Source organism: Mesorhizobium sp. M7A.F.Ca.US.005.03.1.1, from assembly GCF_003997975.1.
Classification (GTDB): Bacteria; Pseudomonadota; Alphaproteobacteria; order Rhizobiales; family Rhizobiaceae; genus Mesorhizobium; species Mesorhizobium ciceri.
Genome location: NZ_RZRO01000060.1, coordinates 12,160 through 27,843, shown reverse-complemented (window position 1 = coordinate 27,843; position 15,684 = coordinate 12,160). Strand labels below are relative to the sequence as shown.

Here is a 15,684-nt window from a genome sequence, read left to right as displayed (position 1 = left end):
TCGGCCACAGCCAGCGATGATGCCGGCGGGCACGACACGCTTACCGGCATCATGCTCAAGATCGTGTCGGTGGCGGTCTTCGTCGGCATGCAGACCTGCATCAAAGCCGCAGGCACCGTTCCGGCCGGCCAGATTGTCTTCTTCCGCTCTTTCTTCGCCATCTTCCCGATCATCGCCTTCCTGGCCTTCAGGAAAGAACTCGGCACTGCCTTCACCACCAAGCGTCCGTTCAACCACATCGCCCGCGGCCTGGTCGGCGTCTGCGCCATGGGGCTCGGCTTTTTCGCGTTGACCCGGCTGCCGCTGCCCGAAGCGATCACGCTGAACTACGCGCAGCCGCTGCTGGTGGTGGTGTTCAGCTCCATCTTCCTCGGCGAGGCTATCCGCGTGTATCGCTGGAGTGCGGTCGCGGTCGGCCTGGTCGGCGTGCTGATCATCTCCTGGCCGGAACTGACGCTGCTGAGTTCCGACCAGGCGCTCGACGACCAGGAAGTGCTTGGCGTCATGGCCGCTCTTGTCGCGGCAGCGATCTCGGCCGTCGCCATGCTCTTGGTGCGCAATCTCGTGCAAAGCGAGCGTACGGCGACCATCGTGCTGTGGTTTTCGGTGACGGCGAGCGTCATGTCGCTGCTGTCGCTGCCATTCGGCTGGCAGGCGCTGACGCCGCTCCAGGCGGCCCTTCTTGTTGCCGCCGGCTTCTGCGGCGGCCTTGGCCAGATCCTGATGACGGCGGCCTATCGCCATGCCGAAGCCTCGGTCGTGGCGCCGTTCGAATACACCTCGATGATCCTAGGCCTCGTCGTCGGCTATCTCGTCTTCGGCGACGTCGCCACGCTCCATATGCTTGTCGGCGGCCTGATCGTCGTCGCCGCCGGCATCTTCATCATCTGGCGCGAACGCCAGCTCGGCCTGGAGCGCACCCGCACGCGCAAGGCATCTTTGCCTGAAGGGTGACTACGACAGCTCGGCTCGCTCCTTCGCCAACCGAACCAGCACCGTCCTCGTCTGTTCGTCGGCGGGGAAAAACGATTCGATCGCCAGTTCCGAAAGCGTCACGTCGAGCGGCGTGCCGAACACGGTGATGGTGCTGATGAACGACAGCACCTGATCGCCATGCGCCAGCCTGAGCGGATGCACGATGGCGTTCGGCTCGACCGGCGACGGCCGGCTGCCTCTCAAGCCTGACGGATAAGTCCTCAGCTCACGCTCGAGTTCGATCAGCGCCGCGTCGCCGCTCGCGTCATTCTGGTGTTTCAGGCGCTCGAGCAGATGCGTGCGCCATTCCTGGAGATTGACGATGCGTGGCGCGATGCCGCCGGGATGCAGGCTGAGGCGAAGCACGTTGACCGGCGGCGTCAGCAGCGAAGCCTCGCTGACATCGGCAAGGAAGGGAGCGATGGCGGCGTTGGCCGAAACCAGGTTCCAGTGGCGGTCGACAGCGAGTGCCGGGAACGGCTCGTGGCCTTTGAGCACGATTTCGACCGCCGCCATCGCCGGCGCCATTGTCGTGTCGGTCAGCGAGCGTTCGCCGAAACTGGGGGCAAAGCCGGCGGCGAGCAGCAACTGGTTGCGTTGCCTCAGCGGGATCGACAATTGCTCGGCCAGATGCAGCACCATGTCGCGCGAGGGCGCGGCGCGGCCGCTTTCGACGAAGCTCAGATGCCGCTGCGAGATTTCGGCCTCCATGGCGAGGTCGAGCTGCGACATGCGCCGGCGCGTGCGCCATTCGCGAATGAGGCTGCCGGCGGAGGTTTGGGCTGTTGTCATGAGTGAATGGTTAGGCTGGTGAGGACGGCATTTCAATTACCTGCGAGGTTATCGCTAGGTGAGCCCTCGCAGCTTTGCCTTCACTTCGAGGAAATCCCGCCACGCCAGCTTCTTGTGCGACGGGGTTCGCAGGAGATAGGCCGGATGCAGCGTCGGCATGGCCGGGATGGCGATGCCGGATGCCGTCGTGTGAACGCGCCAATTGCCGCGCAGCCGCAATATGCCTTCCGAGGTGTTGAGCAAGGTCTTGGCCGACGGGCCGCCAAGATTGATCAGCACCTTGGGATTGACCAGCTCGATCTGCCGTTCGATGAACGGCCGGCAGATCTCGGTTTCGTGCGGCGTCGGCGTGCGATTGCCCGGCGGCCGCCAGGGAATGACATTGGCGATATAGGCTGAAGTGCGGTCGAGCCCGATCGCGACCAGCATGCGGTCGAGCAGCCGGCCCGAGCGGCCGACGAAGGGCAGGCCCTCGATGTCCTCGTCGCGGCCGGGCGCCTCGCCGACCAGCATGACGGCGGCTTCCGGGTTGCCGTCGGCAAACACCAGGTTCTTGGCGGTGGCCTTGAGATTGCAGCCCTCGAACGCCGCCATATGCTGGCGAAGCTCGTCCAGCGTCGTTGCTGTGGTCGCCAATTGGCGGGCAAGTGCCGCCTGCGCTTCGTCGGGAACCGCAGTCGTCGCAGACGGCGACCGCGCGACGGGTGGTGCATTTGCTCTGTCCCCGGCTTCGCCGCGGGTCGTCGAGCGCAGCGGTGCGGCGGTGCCACCCGAAGGCGCTGCAATCGGCGCGCGTTCCATCGGCTTTGGCGCAACCTCGGCGAACCGGTTCACCGGCTGCTCTTCGAGCGCCTCGTCGACGCCCACGCTGGCGTAAAACGCCAGCAGGTCGGCGATATCAGGTCTGTTGGTTGGGGAAGCGGCAGTCATCGATTCACATTCGTCCGCGTGGCGGCAATTTGCAAGGCTGGCAGCTTGGGTTCCTTCGCAGCCTCTCGCCGGCGCGTTGGCTGACGGAGCATCAAACGAAAAACCCGCCTGTGCGGCGGGTCACTGGCGCAACTCAGCACCATAGGCAAAAATGTACCATAGCTGAGCTCACCGGGTCAAGAAAAAATTCCTATCGTGTCAGCCCGTTGGTATGCGCGGATCCTGCACCAGGTAGAAGGTCCATCTGGGCGTGTAGTCGGTCATCAGGAATTCGAAGCTGGCGGTTTTCAGCGGGTCGACCTTGCCATTCCTGAACAGCAGCCGGTCATAGGGTTCGAAATCGCGATCGAAATCGGCGAAATTGCTCGACCGGATATTGTCCGGCGTCTTGTTGCGCTGGTCGAAGGAAAGCCCGTCGCCGAACACGCTCGGCTGGTTCAGGATCTCCTGCAATTCGAACTGGAATTCGACCCAGGCCTGGCCGCTGTTGTTGAGCACCTCGATGCGCATATACATCATGCCGTTGGCGAATTCGCCGGCCTTGCCGAAGGCCTGGATCGGCTTTGTCGTGCGGATCGTCAGCGTCACCGGCGTTGACGAAGTCAGCTCTTCGGTGATGACGAACGGATCGTCCTTCGTGCCGATGCCCGAGGCGCCGGTGATGTGGAAGCCGCCAAGCTCGTCGGAGAAGGAGTAGGCGCCCGCCGCCCAGACCTTCACTTCGTCGGCGGCAGCGTGATGCGGCGCCAGCATCAGAAGGGCCAAAAGGAGCGCCCGGCGGATCCGGCCGGGCGGGAAAAGAAAGCGCGTCGATGAAAAGCCGGCTGGCCCAGGAAAGCGCATGGCGTGAAGTATGGCCGATAAGCAAGCCGTCGAACAATTAAAAACGCGCGCCTCGCAGGCAATGGCGGGCGAAAAGCAGTCTTCCAGCCTCGCAATGCGCGACTTTTTGGCCAAAACGGCATTGTCACGTATGCGCCGGTTTCCTGTCGTCAATTGATGCGCTATGCAGCGCGGGAGCCAGCAAGATACCCGAATGGGATAAGCCAGTGCGGAGGGGTTGATGAGCGACATCGAACGCGAAAGCATGGAATTCGACGTGGTTATCGTCGGTGCCGGGCCGGCGGGCCTCGCCGCCGCCATCCGCCTCAAGCAGGTCAATCCCGAGCTTTCGGTCGTCGTCCTGGAGAAGGGCGGTGAGGTCGGCGCCCATATTCTCTCCGGCGCCGTCGTCGATCCGATCGGCATCGACCGGCTCTTGCCGGGCTGGCGCGACGAGGACGGCCATCCCTTCAAGACGCCGGTCACCGCGGACCATTTCCTGGTCCTTGGTCCTGCCGGCTCGTTCCGTCTGCCCAACATTTTCATGCCGCCGCTGATGAACAATCACGGCAACTACATCGTTTCGCTGGGCAATGTCTGCCGCTGGCTGGCGACCAAGGCCGAAGCGCTCGGCGTCGAGATCTATCCGGGCTTTGCCGCTGCCGGCCTGCTCTACAATGAGCAAGGCGCCGTCACCGGCGTCGTCACCGGCGACATGGGCGTCGAGAAGGACGGAACGCACGGCCCGGGTTTCGCACCCGGCATGGCGCTGATGGGCAAATATGTGCTGATCGGGGAGGGCGCTCGCGGCTCGCTCGCCAAGCAGCTGATCGCCAGATACAAGCTTTCCGATGGCCGCGAACCGGGCAAATACGGCATCGGCCTGAAGGAACTCTGGCAGGTCAAGCCGGAGAACCACCGGCCGGGGCTGGTCCAGCATTCCTTCGGCTGGCCGCTTGACTTGAAGACCGGCGGCGGCTCGTTCCTCTACCATCTCGAAGATAATCAGGTGGCGGTCGGCTTCGTCCTTCATCTCAATTACAAGAATCCCTGGCTGTCGCCGTTCGAGGAATTCCAGCGCTTCAAGACCCATCCGGCGATCGCGGCTACGTTCGAAGGCGGCAAGCGGCTGGGCTATGGCGCGCGCGCCATCACCGAGGGTGGCTGGCAGTCGGTGCCGAAATTGTCCTTCCCCGGCGGTGCGCTGATGGGCTGTGCCGCGGGCTTCGTCAACGTGCCGCGCATCAAGGGTTCGCACAATGCGGTGCTGTCCGGCATGCTGGCGGCCGAGCATGTCGCCGAGGCGATCGGCGCCGGGCGCGCCAACGACGAACTCGCTTCCTACGAGGAAGCCTGGCGCGCGACCGACATCGGCAAGGATCTGAAGAAGGTGCGCAACGTCAAGCCGCTGTGGTCGCGCTTCGGCACCATCGTCGGTGTCGGCCTTGGCGGCCTCGACATGTGGCTGAACACGCTGTTCGGTGTCTCGCCCTTCGGCACGCTGAAGCATGGCAAGGCCGACTATGCAACGCTCGAGCCTGCCGCCCGGCACAAGAAGATCGCCTATCCGAAGCCCGATGGCGTGCTGACTTTCGACAGGCTGTCCTCGGTGTTCCTGTCCAACACCAATCACGAGGAAAACGAGCCGGTCCACCTGCTTGTCGGCGACATGGAGCTGCAGAAGCGTTCCGAGCACGATGTCTTTGCGGGCCCCTCGACGCGCTATTGTCCGGCCGGGGTTTACGAGTGGGTCGACAGGGACGGCAACGCCGCCGCCGATCCCACGGCCAAGGATGTGCGCTTCGTCATCAACGCGCAGAACTGCGTCCACTGCAAGACATGCGACATCAAGGACCCGAACCAGAACATCAACTGGGTGCCGCCGCAAGGCGGAGAAGGCCCGGTCTATCAGGGCATGTAGGCCCGCGCCGGCCGCAGCGTGCAAAGGTCCCGACGATGGCTCGGGGTCTCCCGTGGCATGTGGAACATTAGAACTGTTGAAACTGCCGCGCGCTTATGGTTCCATTCCTTGACGATAAGGAGATGGCCAATGCGCCTGGCGGTTCTGGCATGCCTTGTGGCGATCGGTGCGCTGTTCGGCTTGGCTTCGGCGGCCTCGGCCGGCACCAGGGTGGTGGTCAAGACGCGGACCTACGACATCACCGGGAACACGGGGCTGGCGCTAGTCCAGGCTATGGACCGCAAAGGGCCGAAGCACGGCTTCATGACGCATGCCATCGCGCTGACCGGCTACGCAGTGGATTGGGACCTTGACACCAGCCAGGACAATGGCGTCTGCCGCTTGCGGCGTGCCAACGGCACGCTCAATCTCTTCTACACATTTCCGCGTGTCGCCTCGGCCACCACCCCGACGCTCCGGAAGCGCTGGACGCGGTTCTTCGCCGGCGTCCGCGCCCATGAGGAAACCCATGGCCGCATCGCCAGGGAGATGATGCGGGCCACGGAAAGATCCATCTCCGGCCTCAGGATTGCCGACGACCCGTCCTGCTACAAGACACGTCGCGAGGCACAGCGACGCATCAAGGCCACCAATGCCGCATATGAGGCCAAGCAGCTCGCTTTCGATGCGCGCGAGCATCGCGACGGCGGCCATGTCCAGCATCTCGTCATCGCTTTGGTCAGGCCCTGATCCTTCAGCCTGGCGTCTTGCCGGCCTGGACAATGGCCGCGGTCGCGGTTTCATGTTCATCGAGCGGCTTTTGCTGATTCAGCCTGAGCGAGAACTCCACCATGACCGGAAGGTGATCCGAGCCGGTGTCTTCCAGCCGTGTCGCCGAATGGATCGTCACGCCGCCCTTGCTGAAAACCTGGTCGATCGGCAGGCCGGCGAAGCGCCGCAGGAAATCCGGCAGCCTGATGTGGATCCAGGTCGGGCCGGCGGAAGGCATGACGGTCAGCCCGCCAAGCGCCGCGACCCGCCGCACGGCGGCACTCCATGGGGCGGCATTGCAGTCGCCCGCCATGATGGCCGTCTCGCCGAGCGCGGAAAGCGGCTCCGTCAACTCGCCGATCTGCCAGTACTGCTCGCGTGGCCAGGGCCAGCTGAGATGGATCGCGGCGACATCGACGTCGATGCCGCCGAAGTCGACGGTCGCTGTCGCCATGGCACCACGCCTTTCGCAACGCGCCTCGGTGCCGGCGGCAAAGGGCCGCCGCGAGAGCAGCGCGACGCCGAATATCTTGTTAGGGTAAGGACAGAGGATCCGGTATGGATATGCGCTGCTGATATAGCCAAGCTCGGTCGCCCACATCGCCGACACCTCGTCGAGGGTGATCACGTCGGGATTGGTCCGGCCGATCAGCGACAGCACCTTCTTCGGCGTTGGATTGTCGTAGCGCAGGTTCATCTGCAGCAGCTTGTAGATCGCGCGGTCTTCGTTCTTGGCTTCATAGGCGGCCTGAACCGGCCACAGGCGGGAGAAGGACAGCGAGCCGGAAGTGGTGGCGAAGGCCGCCACGGCAAAAAGCAGTGCCACGGCCGCTTGCAGTCGAAATGTCGTGGCCAGCAGCGGCAGTGCACAAAGCGCCATCAGCACGGCAAGATGGACGCGGAAATGCGAGAAGGAATCGAAGGCGGGATGCAGCGTTCCGAAAAACCCGGCCACCAGCGCGATCGAACAGGCCAGCATTGCCAGGAATGCAACCGAAATCAGCAATGTCCCGAAGCCCGCTCTCTCCATGCCGCCTGCTTATCGGCAGAAATGCGGCTCAATCAAGATGACGAAATGCCCATGCGATGCGTGGAATCGGCCTACTGGAACGCCGTTTCCGAAAAACTTCTGAGCTTGCGCGAATGCAACCGCTCCATCGGCATTTCCGCGAGCTTCTCCATAGCCCTGATGCCGATGGTCAGGTGCTGCGCCACCTGGCGCTTGTAGAATTCGGTCGCCATGCCGGGCAGCTTCAACTCGCCATGCAGCGGTTTGTCCGAAACGCACAGCAGCGTGCCGTAGGGAACACGGAAGCGGAAGCCATTGGCGGCGATGGTCGCCGATTCCATGTCGAGTGCGATGGCGCGAGATTGCGACAGACGCTGTACCGGCCCACGCTGGTCGCGCAGCTCCCAGTTGCGATTGTCGATGGTGGCGACGGTGCCGGTGCGCATGATGCGCTTCAGGTCGTAGCCCGAAAGGCCGGTGACTTCGGCGACGGCTTCCTGCAACGCCACCTGGATCTCGGCCAGCGGCGGGATCGGCACCCAGACCGGAAGATCGTCGTCCAGCACGTGGTCCTCGCGCACATAGGCATGCGCCAGCACATAGTCGCCCAGCGCCTGGGTGTTGCGCAAGCCGGCGCAGTGACCGAGCATCACCCAGGCATGCGGCCTCAGCACCGCAATATGGTCGGTGATGGTCTTGGCGTTGGAAGGCCCGACGCCGATATTGACCATGGTGATGCCGCCATGTCCCGATTTCTTCAGGTGATAGGCCGGCATCTGCGGCAGGCGCGGCGGTGCAACGCCTTCGCTGGGCGCGCTCTGCCCGCCCTTGGTGATGACATTGCCCGGCTCGACGAACTCCGTGTATCCGCCGCCGCCATTGGCCATCAGGTCGCGGGCGCGGGCGACGAATTCGTCGATGTAGAACTGATAGTTGGTGAACAGCACGAAGTTCTGGAAATGCTGCGGCGTGGTTGCCGTATAGTGCGACAGCCGGTGCAGCGAATAGTCGATGCGCTGCGCCGTGAAGGGCGCCAGAGGCCTCGGCTCGCCGAAGGCGACTTCGAAGGTGCCGTTGGCGATCTGGTCGTCGGTGCCGTCGAGATCGGGCACGTCGAACAGGTCGCGGATCGGCCGCTTGATGCGCTCTGCCGTCGCGCCGTCGACATGGGTGCCTTCAAGGAAGGCGAAATGCAGCGGGATGGGTGTGGTCGATTCCGACACCGTGACCGCAACCCCATGATTGCGCATGATCAGGCGCAACTGCTCGACGAGGTAGCTTTCGAACAGGCCCGGCTGGGTGATGGTGGTGGAAAAATGCCCAGGCGTCGGCATATGCCCATAGGCCTGGCGCGAGTCGATCTGGGTGAATGAGTTGGTGGTGACGCCGATCTCCGGATAGAAGGCCCGGTAGCGCTTGCCATTATCACCGCCTGCTGCCGCCAATTCTGCGAAGGAGTCGCGCAGGAACTTGGTGTTGCGATCGTAAAGCGCCTGCAGTGCCTTGACGGCCTTTTCAGCGCTATCAAAGCTTTGCCGGCCAAAAGGCTCCGGCATGACGACAGATTCGATGGCTTGTGGGTAGATTCGCTTTTCCATGGCTCAATATAGAGACTTGGATCGGCACTTGGGAGGGGTGTCGCGACCGAAGGCGGTCAAAGCGCCGTTTTTCTTCAACCGCGCTGCAGGCTGACCAGAAGCACAAAGCCGACGCCGGACTTCTTCAGGGCCGGTGCGTCGATCGTCGAGCCGGTGTCGGCGCGCATCATCGGCACGGCCAGGACCGGAGCGGCCAGAACCGTCAGGATAAGCGCCGCCCGCGGCAGAAGCCGAAGGGTCTTGAGAGCGTTGGCGGCGATGCGGTTCATGGCGTTCAGCTTTTCTTTTCGAGGTCTTGGTTTCTTTGTTCAGTTGCGAAGATGGGTGGGGCAGGCGAGGCGGCAGGTTCTGGAACTGGCTTCGTCCCAGGCGCGGGCCGGACGGCCCGCTTCAGCGACGAGGATGGCGAAGAACATTCCAAACAGGCTCACCAGCAGGCAGACGATGGTGAAGCGGCGAGCAAGCATTGGGTCGGTCTCCTTCAACACGCCGGAGAATGCCCTGATGCAACTGAACCGGCTCTGATGGCGGCGTTCATCTGCGGTTCAAGATGATTGACGGGGTTTCGATGGCGCTGGCGTCGGTTGGATAGCCGCCGGCCTCCATCGAGCATCACCGGCGCAGGATGTGTCGACAAAACGAAAACGGGGCCCGTCGGGGCCCCGTCATCAGGTCGGAAAGATGCGCTCGATCAGAGCTTGTGCCAGGTCTGGCTCTTGCAGATCAGCCCGCCGAGCACGCAGCCGCTCATCTTGAGAGAGGTGCCCGACAATGTCGCCTTGCCCGAATAGGTCTTGTCGTTTGCCGGATCGGTGATGTTGCCGGCATATTTGTTGTCGCCCGTCGCCTTGAGGGAGCCGATGGTCTTGCCGGCATATTTGCCGGACTTGAGCGTGATGGAAAACGAGCCGCCGCCAGCGATGGCTGCGGTGTCGCCGGCCTGCGTCTTCCAATTGCCCTCGATCGGATCGGCCCAGGCCGCACCGGCCATGATCAATGTGGCCGCAAGGGCCAGGCTCACTCTTCGAAACATGTCTTCCTCCCTTTAGATGTCCGGCCGGATGCTCCGCCTCGGTCTGCCGCTTACGCAAACGTAAGCTAATCCAGCTCCCGGCAAAACAAAAGCGGTGCCGCAACGGAAGACTTTCGGATTTTGAAGGGCCCCGAATGCGCCTCCTGGCCAAGGAAATGAAACGATCGGCGCATCGCCTTTGTCTCCTGTGGTTAGCGAAGTCTTGAATTGGCATCGGGAAATTTTCGTCAAATTTGACGCAAGCAGGCTGAATTGCTGGCTTTGTATCCTTAACGAATTTCCGCGTTTACCTCTTGTTTTAGCTTTGTTTTCCTCAAATTAAGCACGCCATTTAACGACGGATTCAAGCCTGCACGGCATTCTCGAAAGCATCGGAAGAGCAGCCGCCAAGGACGAAAGAAGGCAGCTCTCGGGAGCCTGACAGGGGCCGGAAACAGGGGATTGAAATGGCACGTTTTGAAATGCTTGAAGCAGGTTTCGGCGCCATGGGGGCAACTGCCCAGGCCGACATCCTTTTCGAACTGGGCATGATGTATGCGACCGGACGCGATTGCGAGACCGATGTCGTTGCCGCCCACAAATGGTTCAACATCGCCGCCATCAAGGGCTCGGCCCGCGCCGCGGAACTGCGCTCGGAACTGTCGGCGGCCATGTCGAAGGTCGAGATCGCCACGGCGCTTCGCGAAGCCCGCGAATGGATGACCATGCACTGAAATCTGCCAATCGCAGACAAGCCTATCGAAGACAGGGAAGCTCCGGGATCAAGGCCGCACAGACGGCCGGACCCGGCGAAATTGAAGGCCGCGCAAGACGGTCACGAGGGCAAGCGAAAGAACGCGGCAGGCCGCAAGGCCCAGTCGTGCGCGACACAGGGAAGCTGAGCGGGATTTTTAGGGGCGGGGGCGCCTGGAGATTGCTCGACGGGCAAAAAAGCCACGACCAGCCGGAACAAGGCTGGCGTGGCTTTTTGCGTGGATGACGTCTTGCAGGCCCAATCGAGCGGCGCCAATGCGCCTAGACAGGCCGAATGAAGGATGAAATTGTCCCGCCTCTCTGGAAGAAGCGTGGCCGGGGCGGCCGCGCGTGAGTGGAGGAGTTCTACCATCATGAAAAAATTGAGTATTTTGAACGCGGCCATATTCGGCCTGATGATGAGCACGCCGGTCGCATTCGCCGACGATATCACCTTTGCGGTGATTGGCCCGATGACCGGACAGCTCGCCACCATCGGCGATCAGTTCAAGCAGGGCGCACAGGCCGCTGCCGATGCGATCAATGCCGCTGGCGGCGTCAACGGCTCGATGATCAAGCTTGATATCGAAGACGACCAGTGCGATCCCAAGCAGGCGGTGTCGGTTGCCAACCGCGTCGTCGCCGATGGCGTCAAGTTCATCGACGGCCATGCCTGCTCGGGTTCGAGCATTCCGGCCTCGGCCGTCTATGCCGAAGCCGGCGCGCTGATGATGAGCCCGGCTTCTTCCAACCCGGTGCTGACCGACGCGGCCGCCAAGGCCGGCTGGCCGACGATCATGCGGCTTTATACGCGCGACGATGCGCAGGGCGCCTTCATCGGCCCATGGATCGCCAAGAAGTTCGCCGGCAAGAATGTCGTCGTCCTGCACGACAAGAGCGCCTACGGACAGGGCGTGGCTGACGCCGTCAGGGCAACGATGAATGCCGGCGGCCTCAAGGAGGTCTATTATGACGGCATCAACGCTGGCGAGAAGGACTATTCGGCTCTCGTCACCAAGCTCAAGGACTTGAAAGCCGACGTCGTCTATTTCGGCGGCTACCATCCTGAAGCTGGCCTGATCCTGCGTCAGTCGGCGGAACAGAACCTGAAGTTCCAGCTGATCATGCCGGACTCCATCGCCTCGCCGGAATTCTGGCAGGTCGCTGGCCCGGCCGGCGAGGGCACCATGTTCGTCTTCCCGTCGGATCCGCAGGCAAAGCCGGAAGCCAAGGCAGCCGTCGAGAAGATCAAGGCCGGCGGTTTCGTGCCGGAGGGCTTCACGCTGTTCTCATACGCCACCATCCAGGCATTCGCCGAAGGCATCAAGCGTGCCGGCAGCGACGATCCGGCCAAGGTTGCCGAGGCGCTGAAGAACGGCACGCCGATCAGCACCGTTGTCGGTAATGTCACCTTCGACGAGAAGGGCGATCTCAAGAATGCCAGCTACGACATCAACCAGTGGCATGACGGAAAATATGCGCCGATCGCGCAGTAATCGCCGGCCCGGCGACTGAATAGCATAGGGAAATGGCCGGGGTCGTCCCCGGCCATTTTCTTGTTTGCCCTGTAGTCTGCCTTTCGAACCGTCAGCTGGCTACAGCGGCCGAAGCGGCTTGTTCCTCGAAGAATCGCACCAGCACTGTCCCGTCGGTCACCTGCGCGCCCTCGGTGGCAATCTCGGCGATCACGCCGTCATGCGGCGCGGCGATGGTATGTTCCATCTTCATCGCCTCCAGGATCAGCAGCGGTTGGCCCTTGATCACGGCATCGCCCTTTCCCACGCGTACCAGCTTGACCAGTCCCGGCATCGGCGCGCGCAGGCTGCCTGAACCCGCCGCTGCCTCGTCGGCCCGTGCCAGCGGGTCCGGCACCGTAAAGGTGTAGCCGACGGCGCCTTCAAACACGGTGATGTGGCCTGGCCAGCGGGCGAGGCGTGGTGTTGAGCGAAAATCATGCGAATTGGTGTCGTCATAGGGCTTGTCCAGCGTCACCTGGAACCGCCCGTCATACCGCACCGAAACTTTCGCCACGATTTCGTCTTCGCCAAACTTCAAACGTGTGCGTCGCGCCACGCTGTGGAAATGCGCATAACCGGCAAGCGACGACCACGGATCGTTGGGTGACGGCGATGCTCCGGCGCCGGAGGCCGCAACGGCCGCGGCAGCGATGGTTTCGCCAGTCGGCGGCGCGACCTCGATCAGCGCCGTCTGGTGCCTGGCGATCAGGCTGGTGTCGACATCGCCTGCGGCGAAATCCGGATCGGCGGCGAGAGCGGCAAGAAAGGCGGTGTTGACGGTCGAGCCGGCGACCTCGGTTCGCGACAGCACTGCACCGAGAGCTTCGAGAGCCGCCTGCCTGTCCGTTGCGTGGACGACCAGCTTGGCAATCATCGGGTCGTAATAGGGCGAGATGGCGTCACCCGCTCGCACGCCAGTCTCGATGCGCATCGTGGCGCCTTGCGGGGCCGCATCCGGAAATTTCAGATGATGCAGCGTACCGGTCGCCGGCAGGAACCCTTTTGCCGCGTCCTCGGCATAGATGCGCGCCTCGAAGGCATGGCCGACGAGCGCGATCTCGCTTTGCGTCTTGGGCAGCTTTTCGCCTGACGCGACCCGCAACTGCCACTCGACCAGGTCGGTGCCGGTGACCATTTCGGTGACCGGGTGCTCGACCTGCAGACGGGTGTTCATCTCCATGAACCAGAAGCGGTCGGCCTTCAGGCCCTGCGAGGCATCGACGATGAACTCGATGGTACCGGCGCCTGAATAATTGATCGCCTTGGCGGCCTTCACCGCCGCCTCCGTCATCGCCTTGCGCAAAGCGGGCGTCATGCCGGGCGCCGGCGATTCCTCGATCACCTTCTGGTGGCGGCGCTGCGCCGAGCAGTCGCGCTCGTAGAGATGCACGACATTGCCCAAATTGTCGCCGAAGACCTGCACTTCGATATGGCGCGGCTTGTCGACATATTTTTCGACCAGCACACGGTCGTCGCCGAACGCGGCTTTCGCCTCGCGCCGTGCGCTGGACAACGCCTCGGAAAACTCATCGGGATGCTCGACCCGGCGCATGCCTTTGCCGCCGCCGCCGGCGCGCGCCTTGATCAGCACTGGATAGCCGATCTCGCGCGCCTTGGAGGCAAGCAGCACGATCTCCTGCGCCTCGCCATGATAGCCCGGCACGACCGGCACGCCGGCCTTGTCCATCAGCCGCTTGGCGGCGTCCTTCAGCCCCATGGCACGGATAGAGGCCGCGGATGGGCCGATGAAAATAAGCCCCGCCGCTGTCACCTGGTCGACGAAATCGGGATTTTCCGACAGGAAGCCGTAGCCGGGATGAATGGCTTGCGCACCCGTTGCCAGGGCCGCCGCGATGATCTTGTCGCCGCGCAGATAGCTTTCGCCGACGGGCGAGGCGCCGATATGCACCGCCTCGTCGGCCATCTCGACATGCAGGGATTTTGCGTCGGCATCCGAATAGATGGCGACGGTACGCACGCCCAGCTTCCGAGCCGTACGGATGACACGGCAAGCGATCTCGCCGCGGTTGGCGATCAGGATCTTGGCGAACATGGAGCCTCCGCATGTAAGGTTCGAAGTCCATGGGAAGCATGGCGCTTGAACACCCCCCTCTGACCGGCAGGACAGAGGGGGGTGCTGTCCCGCGAGCCTTTTAAGCCCTCGGAGTAAACCTCTCCCTTACCAGGGAAGTGCTCTACCTTGCGGTCGGCTGTACCTACTTCGAGGCCGCGATCTCGCAACTGCCGCCGGTCGTGACTTTGTAGTGGCCGCGGGTGGACTGACAGGATTTCATCGCCAACTCTTCGGCCGTCTTTTGAGATGGTGCGTTGAGGTGGCCGCCGCAAACTATGTACGACGACATTATCCGTGCGTAGGGAGTGGTTGCGTACGCTGAATGGCCACCGGCCGCGACATAGGCCTTGTAGGCCTTGGTGCAGGGATCCTTGGGATTTCGCGGCAGGTACGGCGGGAAACGCTTGTCCCCCTCGCTTCCCGCCAGTGAGCCGGCCATGCCCGCGCCGCACGCCGCGATCGTCAGCAATCCGGCAAATATCGCCATGGCTGTTCGCTTGGAATTCGTGGATTTCATTTTGTCTTCCCCAAGGAGAAAAACCGGGCGCTTTCCGGTCTATTTGGACGCGGCGATGCTGCAGGCGCCGGCGACGGTAACCTTGTATTTGCTTTTGCTGGCCTGACAGGATTTCAGTGCCAGTTCCGCCGCCGCCTTTTGTGACGATGCATTCAGCTTCACGCCGCAAACGAAGTACTCGGTCGCCGGAACGATTGGCGTCGCCGCGAAAGCCGAATGGCCTGCGGCTGCGAGATACGCTGCATAGGCCTTCCCGCAGCCCCCGGTGGTTCCTATAGGAATGGTCACCGGGTAGCGCACGTCGCCCTTGCTGCCTGCCAGCGATCCGGCCATGGCAGCGGTGGAGGCCGCCACCATCAGCAAGCCTGCCACTATGGGGGTGGCTGCTCGTTTGCAGGTCCCGGATTTCATTCTGCTTCCCCCATTCGCAAAAAAGTCTCGGCCGGTTGCTTATTTCGATGACGAGATTGCGCAGCCGCCACTCGCGGTCTTGAGCTTCCACCGTGTCAACCCGGCCTGGCAATTGCGCAGCGCCGTCTCTTCCGCCGCCTTCTGGGACGGCGCGTTGAGCTTCGTCCCGCAGATGATGTAGAGGTCGACAACGCGCGAATAAAAGGTTGTGGCGTAGGCCGAATGGCCGCTCGCCGCGACGTAACCCTTGTAGGCAACGTTGCATTCGCCCGAACCCAAGGTCGGCGGAAAACGCACGTCTCCCTTGCGTCCTGCGAGCGATTCCGCCGAGCTGATGCCGGTCGCCGTTAATATTAGAAATGCGGAAAGTATCGAAGCAGCCGTTCCCTGGCAATATTTCAGTTTCATTTCCAGCCCGTCCCCATTGCCCCATGCTGGATAAACAGTAGCGAATATTTTGTCCCCCCGCCAGTTCACTGTTTGAGATTCGAAGCCGCCTATACTGACCAATCGCTTGGTCCATACAGTTCAGCCTTTTCACACGGCAGCAACGGCCTGCCGGTATAGTTCCGCCGTTTGGCTGTCGAAGTTGACCGTCCATTC

At 62.6% G+C, this 15,684-nt stretch carries 18 protein-coding genes; 6 read left to right on the top strand and 12 right to left on the bottom strand.

Translation table 11 applies throughout. The features are described 5' to 3' along the window. Positions 1 to 51 precede the first annotated feature (51 nt). Positions 52 to 954: a DMT family transporter gene (locus tag EN990_RS22690; RefSeq protein WP_244506971.1), complete on the top strand. Its 903-nt coding sequence runs from the start codon at positions 52 to 54 to the stop codon at positions 952 to 954. Here EN990_RS22690 and EN990_RS22685 read toward each other — a convergent pair whose 3' ends face one another. The 3 genes from EN990_RS22685 to EN990_RS22675 all read right to left on the bottom strand — a co-directional run bounded on the left by EN990_RS22685 (position 955) and on the right by EN990_RS22675 (position 3,540). Then, complete coding sequence (locus tag EN990_RS22685; RefSeq protein WP_127385319.1) at positions 955 to 1,767, bottom strand: helix-turn-helix transcriptional regulator; 813 nt, start codon at positions 1,765 to 1,767, stop codon at positions 955 to 957. 54 nt (positions 1,768 to 1,821) lie between these two features. Further along, positions 1,822 to 2,697, bottom strand: a complete 876-nt coding sequence (locus EN990_RS22680; protein ID WP_127370498.1) for a uracil-DNA glycosylase — start codon at positions 2,695 to 2,697, stop codon at positions 1,822 to 1,824. Between the two features lie 198 nt (positions 2,698 to 2,895). After that, positions 2,896 to 3,540 carry a hypothetical protein gene (locus EN990_RS22675; protein ID WP_013532621.1) on the bottom strand — a complete coding sequence of 215 codons (645 nt, stop codon included), beginning with the start codon at positions 3,538 to 3,540 and terminating at the stop codon, positions 2,896 to 2,898. Between the two features lie 10 nt (positions 3,541 to 3,550). Here EN990_RS22675 and EN990_RS35545 point away from each other — a divergent pair, with 10 nt between their 5' ends. From EN990_RS35545 to EN990_RS22665, 3 genes are all read left to right on the top strand, one after another. Continuing rightward, positions 3,551 to 3,697: a hypothetical protein gene (locus tag EN990_RS35545; protein WP_156949323.1), complete on the top strand. Its 147-nt coding sequence runs from the start codon at positions 3,551 to 3,553 to the stop codon at positions 3,695 to 3,697. 63 nt (positions 3,698 to 3,760) lie between these two features. Continuing rightward, complete coding sequence (locus EN990_RS22670) at positions 3,761 to 5,440, top strand: electron transfer flavoprotein-ubiquinone oxidoreductase (RefSeq protein ID WP_127369303.1); 1,680 nt, start codon at positions 3,761 to 3,763, stop codon at positions 5,438 to 5,440. A gap of 129 nt (positions 5,441 to 5,569) precedes the next feature. After that, positions 5,570 to 6,169: a DUF922 domain-containing protein gene (locus EN990_RS22665; RefSeq protein ID WP_127369304.1), complete on the top strand. Its 600-nt coding sequence runs from the start codon at positions 5,570 to 5,572 to the stop codon at positions 6,167 to 6,169. A gap of 4 nt (positions 6,170 to 6,173) precedes the next feature. Here the strand turns inward: EN990_RS22665 and EN990_RS22660 are convergent, their stop codons facing one another. From EN990_RS22660 to EN990_RS22645, 5 genes are all read right to left on the bottom strand, one after another. Next, a complete protein-coding gene (locus tag EN990_RS22660) occupies positions 6,174 to 7,220 on the bottom strand; it encodes an endonuclease/exonuclease/phosphatase family protein (protein ID WP_013532618.1) in 1,047 nt (348 codons plus the stop codon). A gap of 71 nt (positions 7,221 to 7,291) precedes the next feature. Beyond that, positions 7,292 to 8,755, bottom strand: coding sequence for an AMP nucleosidase (locus EN990_RS22655; protein WP_245459357.1), 1,464 nt, complete (start codon positions 8,753 to 8,755; stop codon positions 7,292 to 7,294). A 116-nt stretch (positions 8,756 to 8,871) separates the two neighbouring features. After that, entirely contained in the window at positions 8,872 to 9,066 is a 195-nt protein-coding gene (locus tag EN990_RS22650) for a hypothetical protein (protein ID WP_027162961.1), read from the bottom strand. Positions 9,067 to 9,105: 39 nt separating this feature from the next. Then, positions 9,106 to 9,264 carry a hypothetical protein gene (locus EN990_RS35540; protein ID WP_023812838.1) on the bottom strand — a complete coding sequence of 53 codons (159 nt, stop codon included), beginning with the start codon at positions 9,262 to 9,264 and terminating at the stop codon, positions 9,106 to 9,108. A gap of 224 nt (positions 9,265 to 9,488) precedes the next feature. Next, on the bottom strand, positions 9,489 to 9,830 hold the full coding sequence (locus tag EN990_RS22645) for a DUF2147 domain-containing protein (protein WP_013532615.1): 342 nt from the start codon (positions 9,828 to 9,830) through the stop codon (positions 9,489 to 9,491). A 446-nt stretch (positions 9,831 to 10,276) separates the two neighbouring features. On the opposite strand from EN990_RS22645, the gene EN990_RS22640 reads away from it, so the two are divergent. Beyond that, on the top strand, positions 10,277 to 10,543 hold the full coding sequence (locus EN990_RS22640; RefSeq protein ID WP_013532614.1) for a sel1 repeat family protein: 267 nt from the start codon (positions 10,277 to 10,279) through the stop codon (positions 10,541 to 10,543). Positions 10,544 to 10,936: 393 nt separating this feature from the next. Beyond that, positions 10,937 to 12,058 carry an ABC transporter substrate-binding protein gene (locus EN990_RS22635; RefSeq protein ID WP_013532613.1) on the top strand — a complete coding sequence of 374 codons (1,122 nt, stop codon included), beginning with the start codon at positions 10,937 to 10,939 and terminating at the stop codon, positions 12,056 to 12,058. Between the two features lie 91 nt (positions 12,059 to 12,149). On the opposite strand, the gene EN990_RS22630 is transcribed toward EN990_RS22635, so the two are convergent. From EN990_RS22630 to EN990_RS22615, 4 genes are all read right to left on the bottom strand, one after another. Beyond that, on the bottom strand, positions 12,150 to 14,132 hold the full coding sequence (locus EN990_RS22630; protein WP_127385441.1) for an acetyl/propionyl/methylcrotonyl-CoA carboxylase subunit alpha: 1,983 nt from the start codon (positions 14,130 to 14,132) through the stop codon (positions 12,150 to 12,152). Between the two features lie 163 nt (positions 14,133 to 14,295). Further along, a complete protein-coding gene (locus EN990_RS22625; RefSeq protein ID WP_164753856.1) occupies positions 14,296 to 14,670 on the bottom strand; it encodes a hypothetical protein in 375 nt (124 codons plus the stop codon). A 39-nt stretch (positions 14,671 to 14,709) separates the two neighbouring features. After that, positions 14,710 to 15,081: a hypothetical protein gene (locus tag EN990_RS22620; protein ID WP_013532610.1), complete on the bottom strand. Its 372-nt coding sequence runs from the start codon at positions 15,079 to 15,081 to the stop codon at positions 14,710 to 14,712. A gap of 39 nt (positions 15,082 to 15,120) precedes the next feature. Then, positions 15,121 to 15,591 carry a hypothetical protein gene (locus EN990_RS22615; RefSeq protein WP_318011939.1) on the bottom strand — a complete coding sequence of 157 codons (471 nt, stop codon included), beginning with the start codon at positions 15,589 to 15,591 and terminating at the stop codon, positions 15,121 to 15,123. Positions 15,592 to 15,684 lie beyond the last annotated feature (93 nt).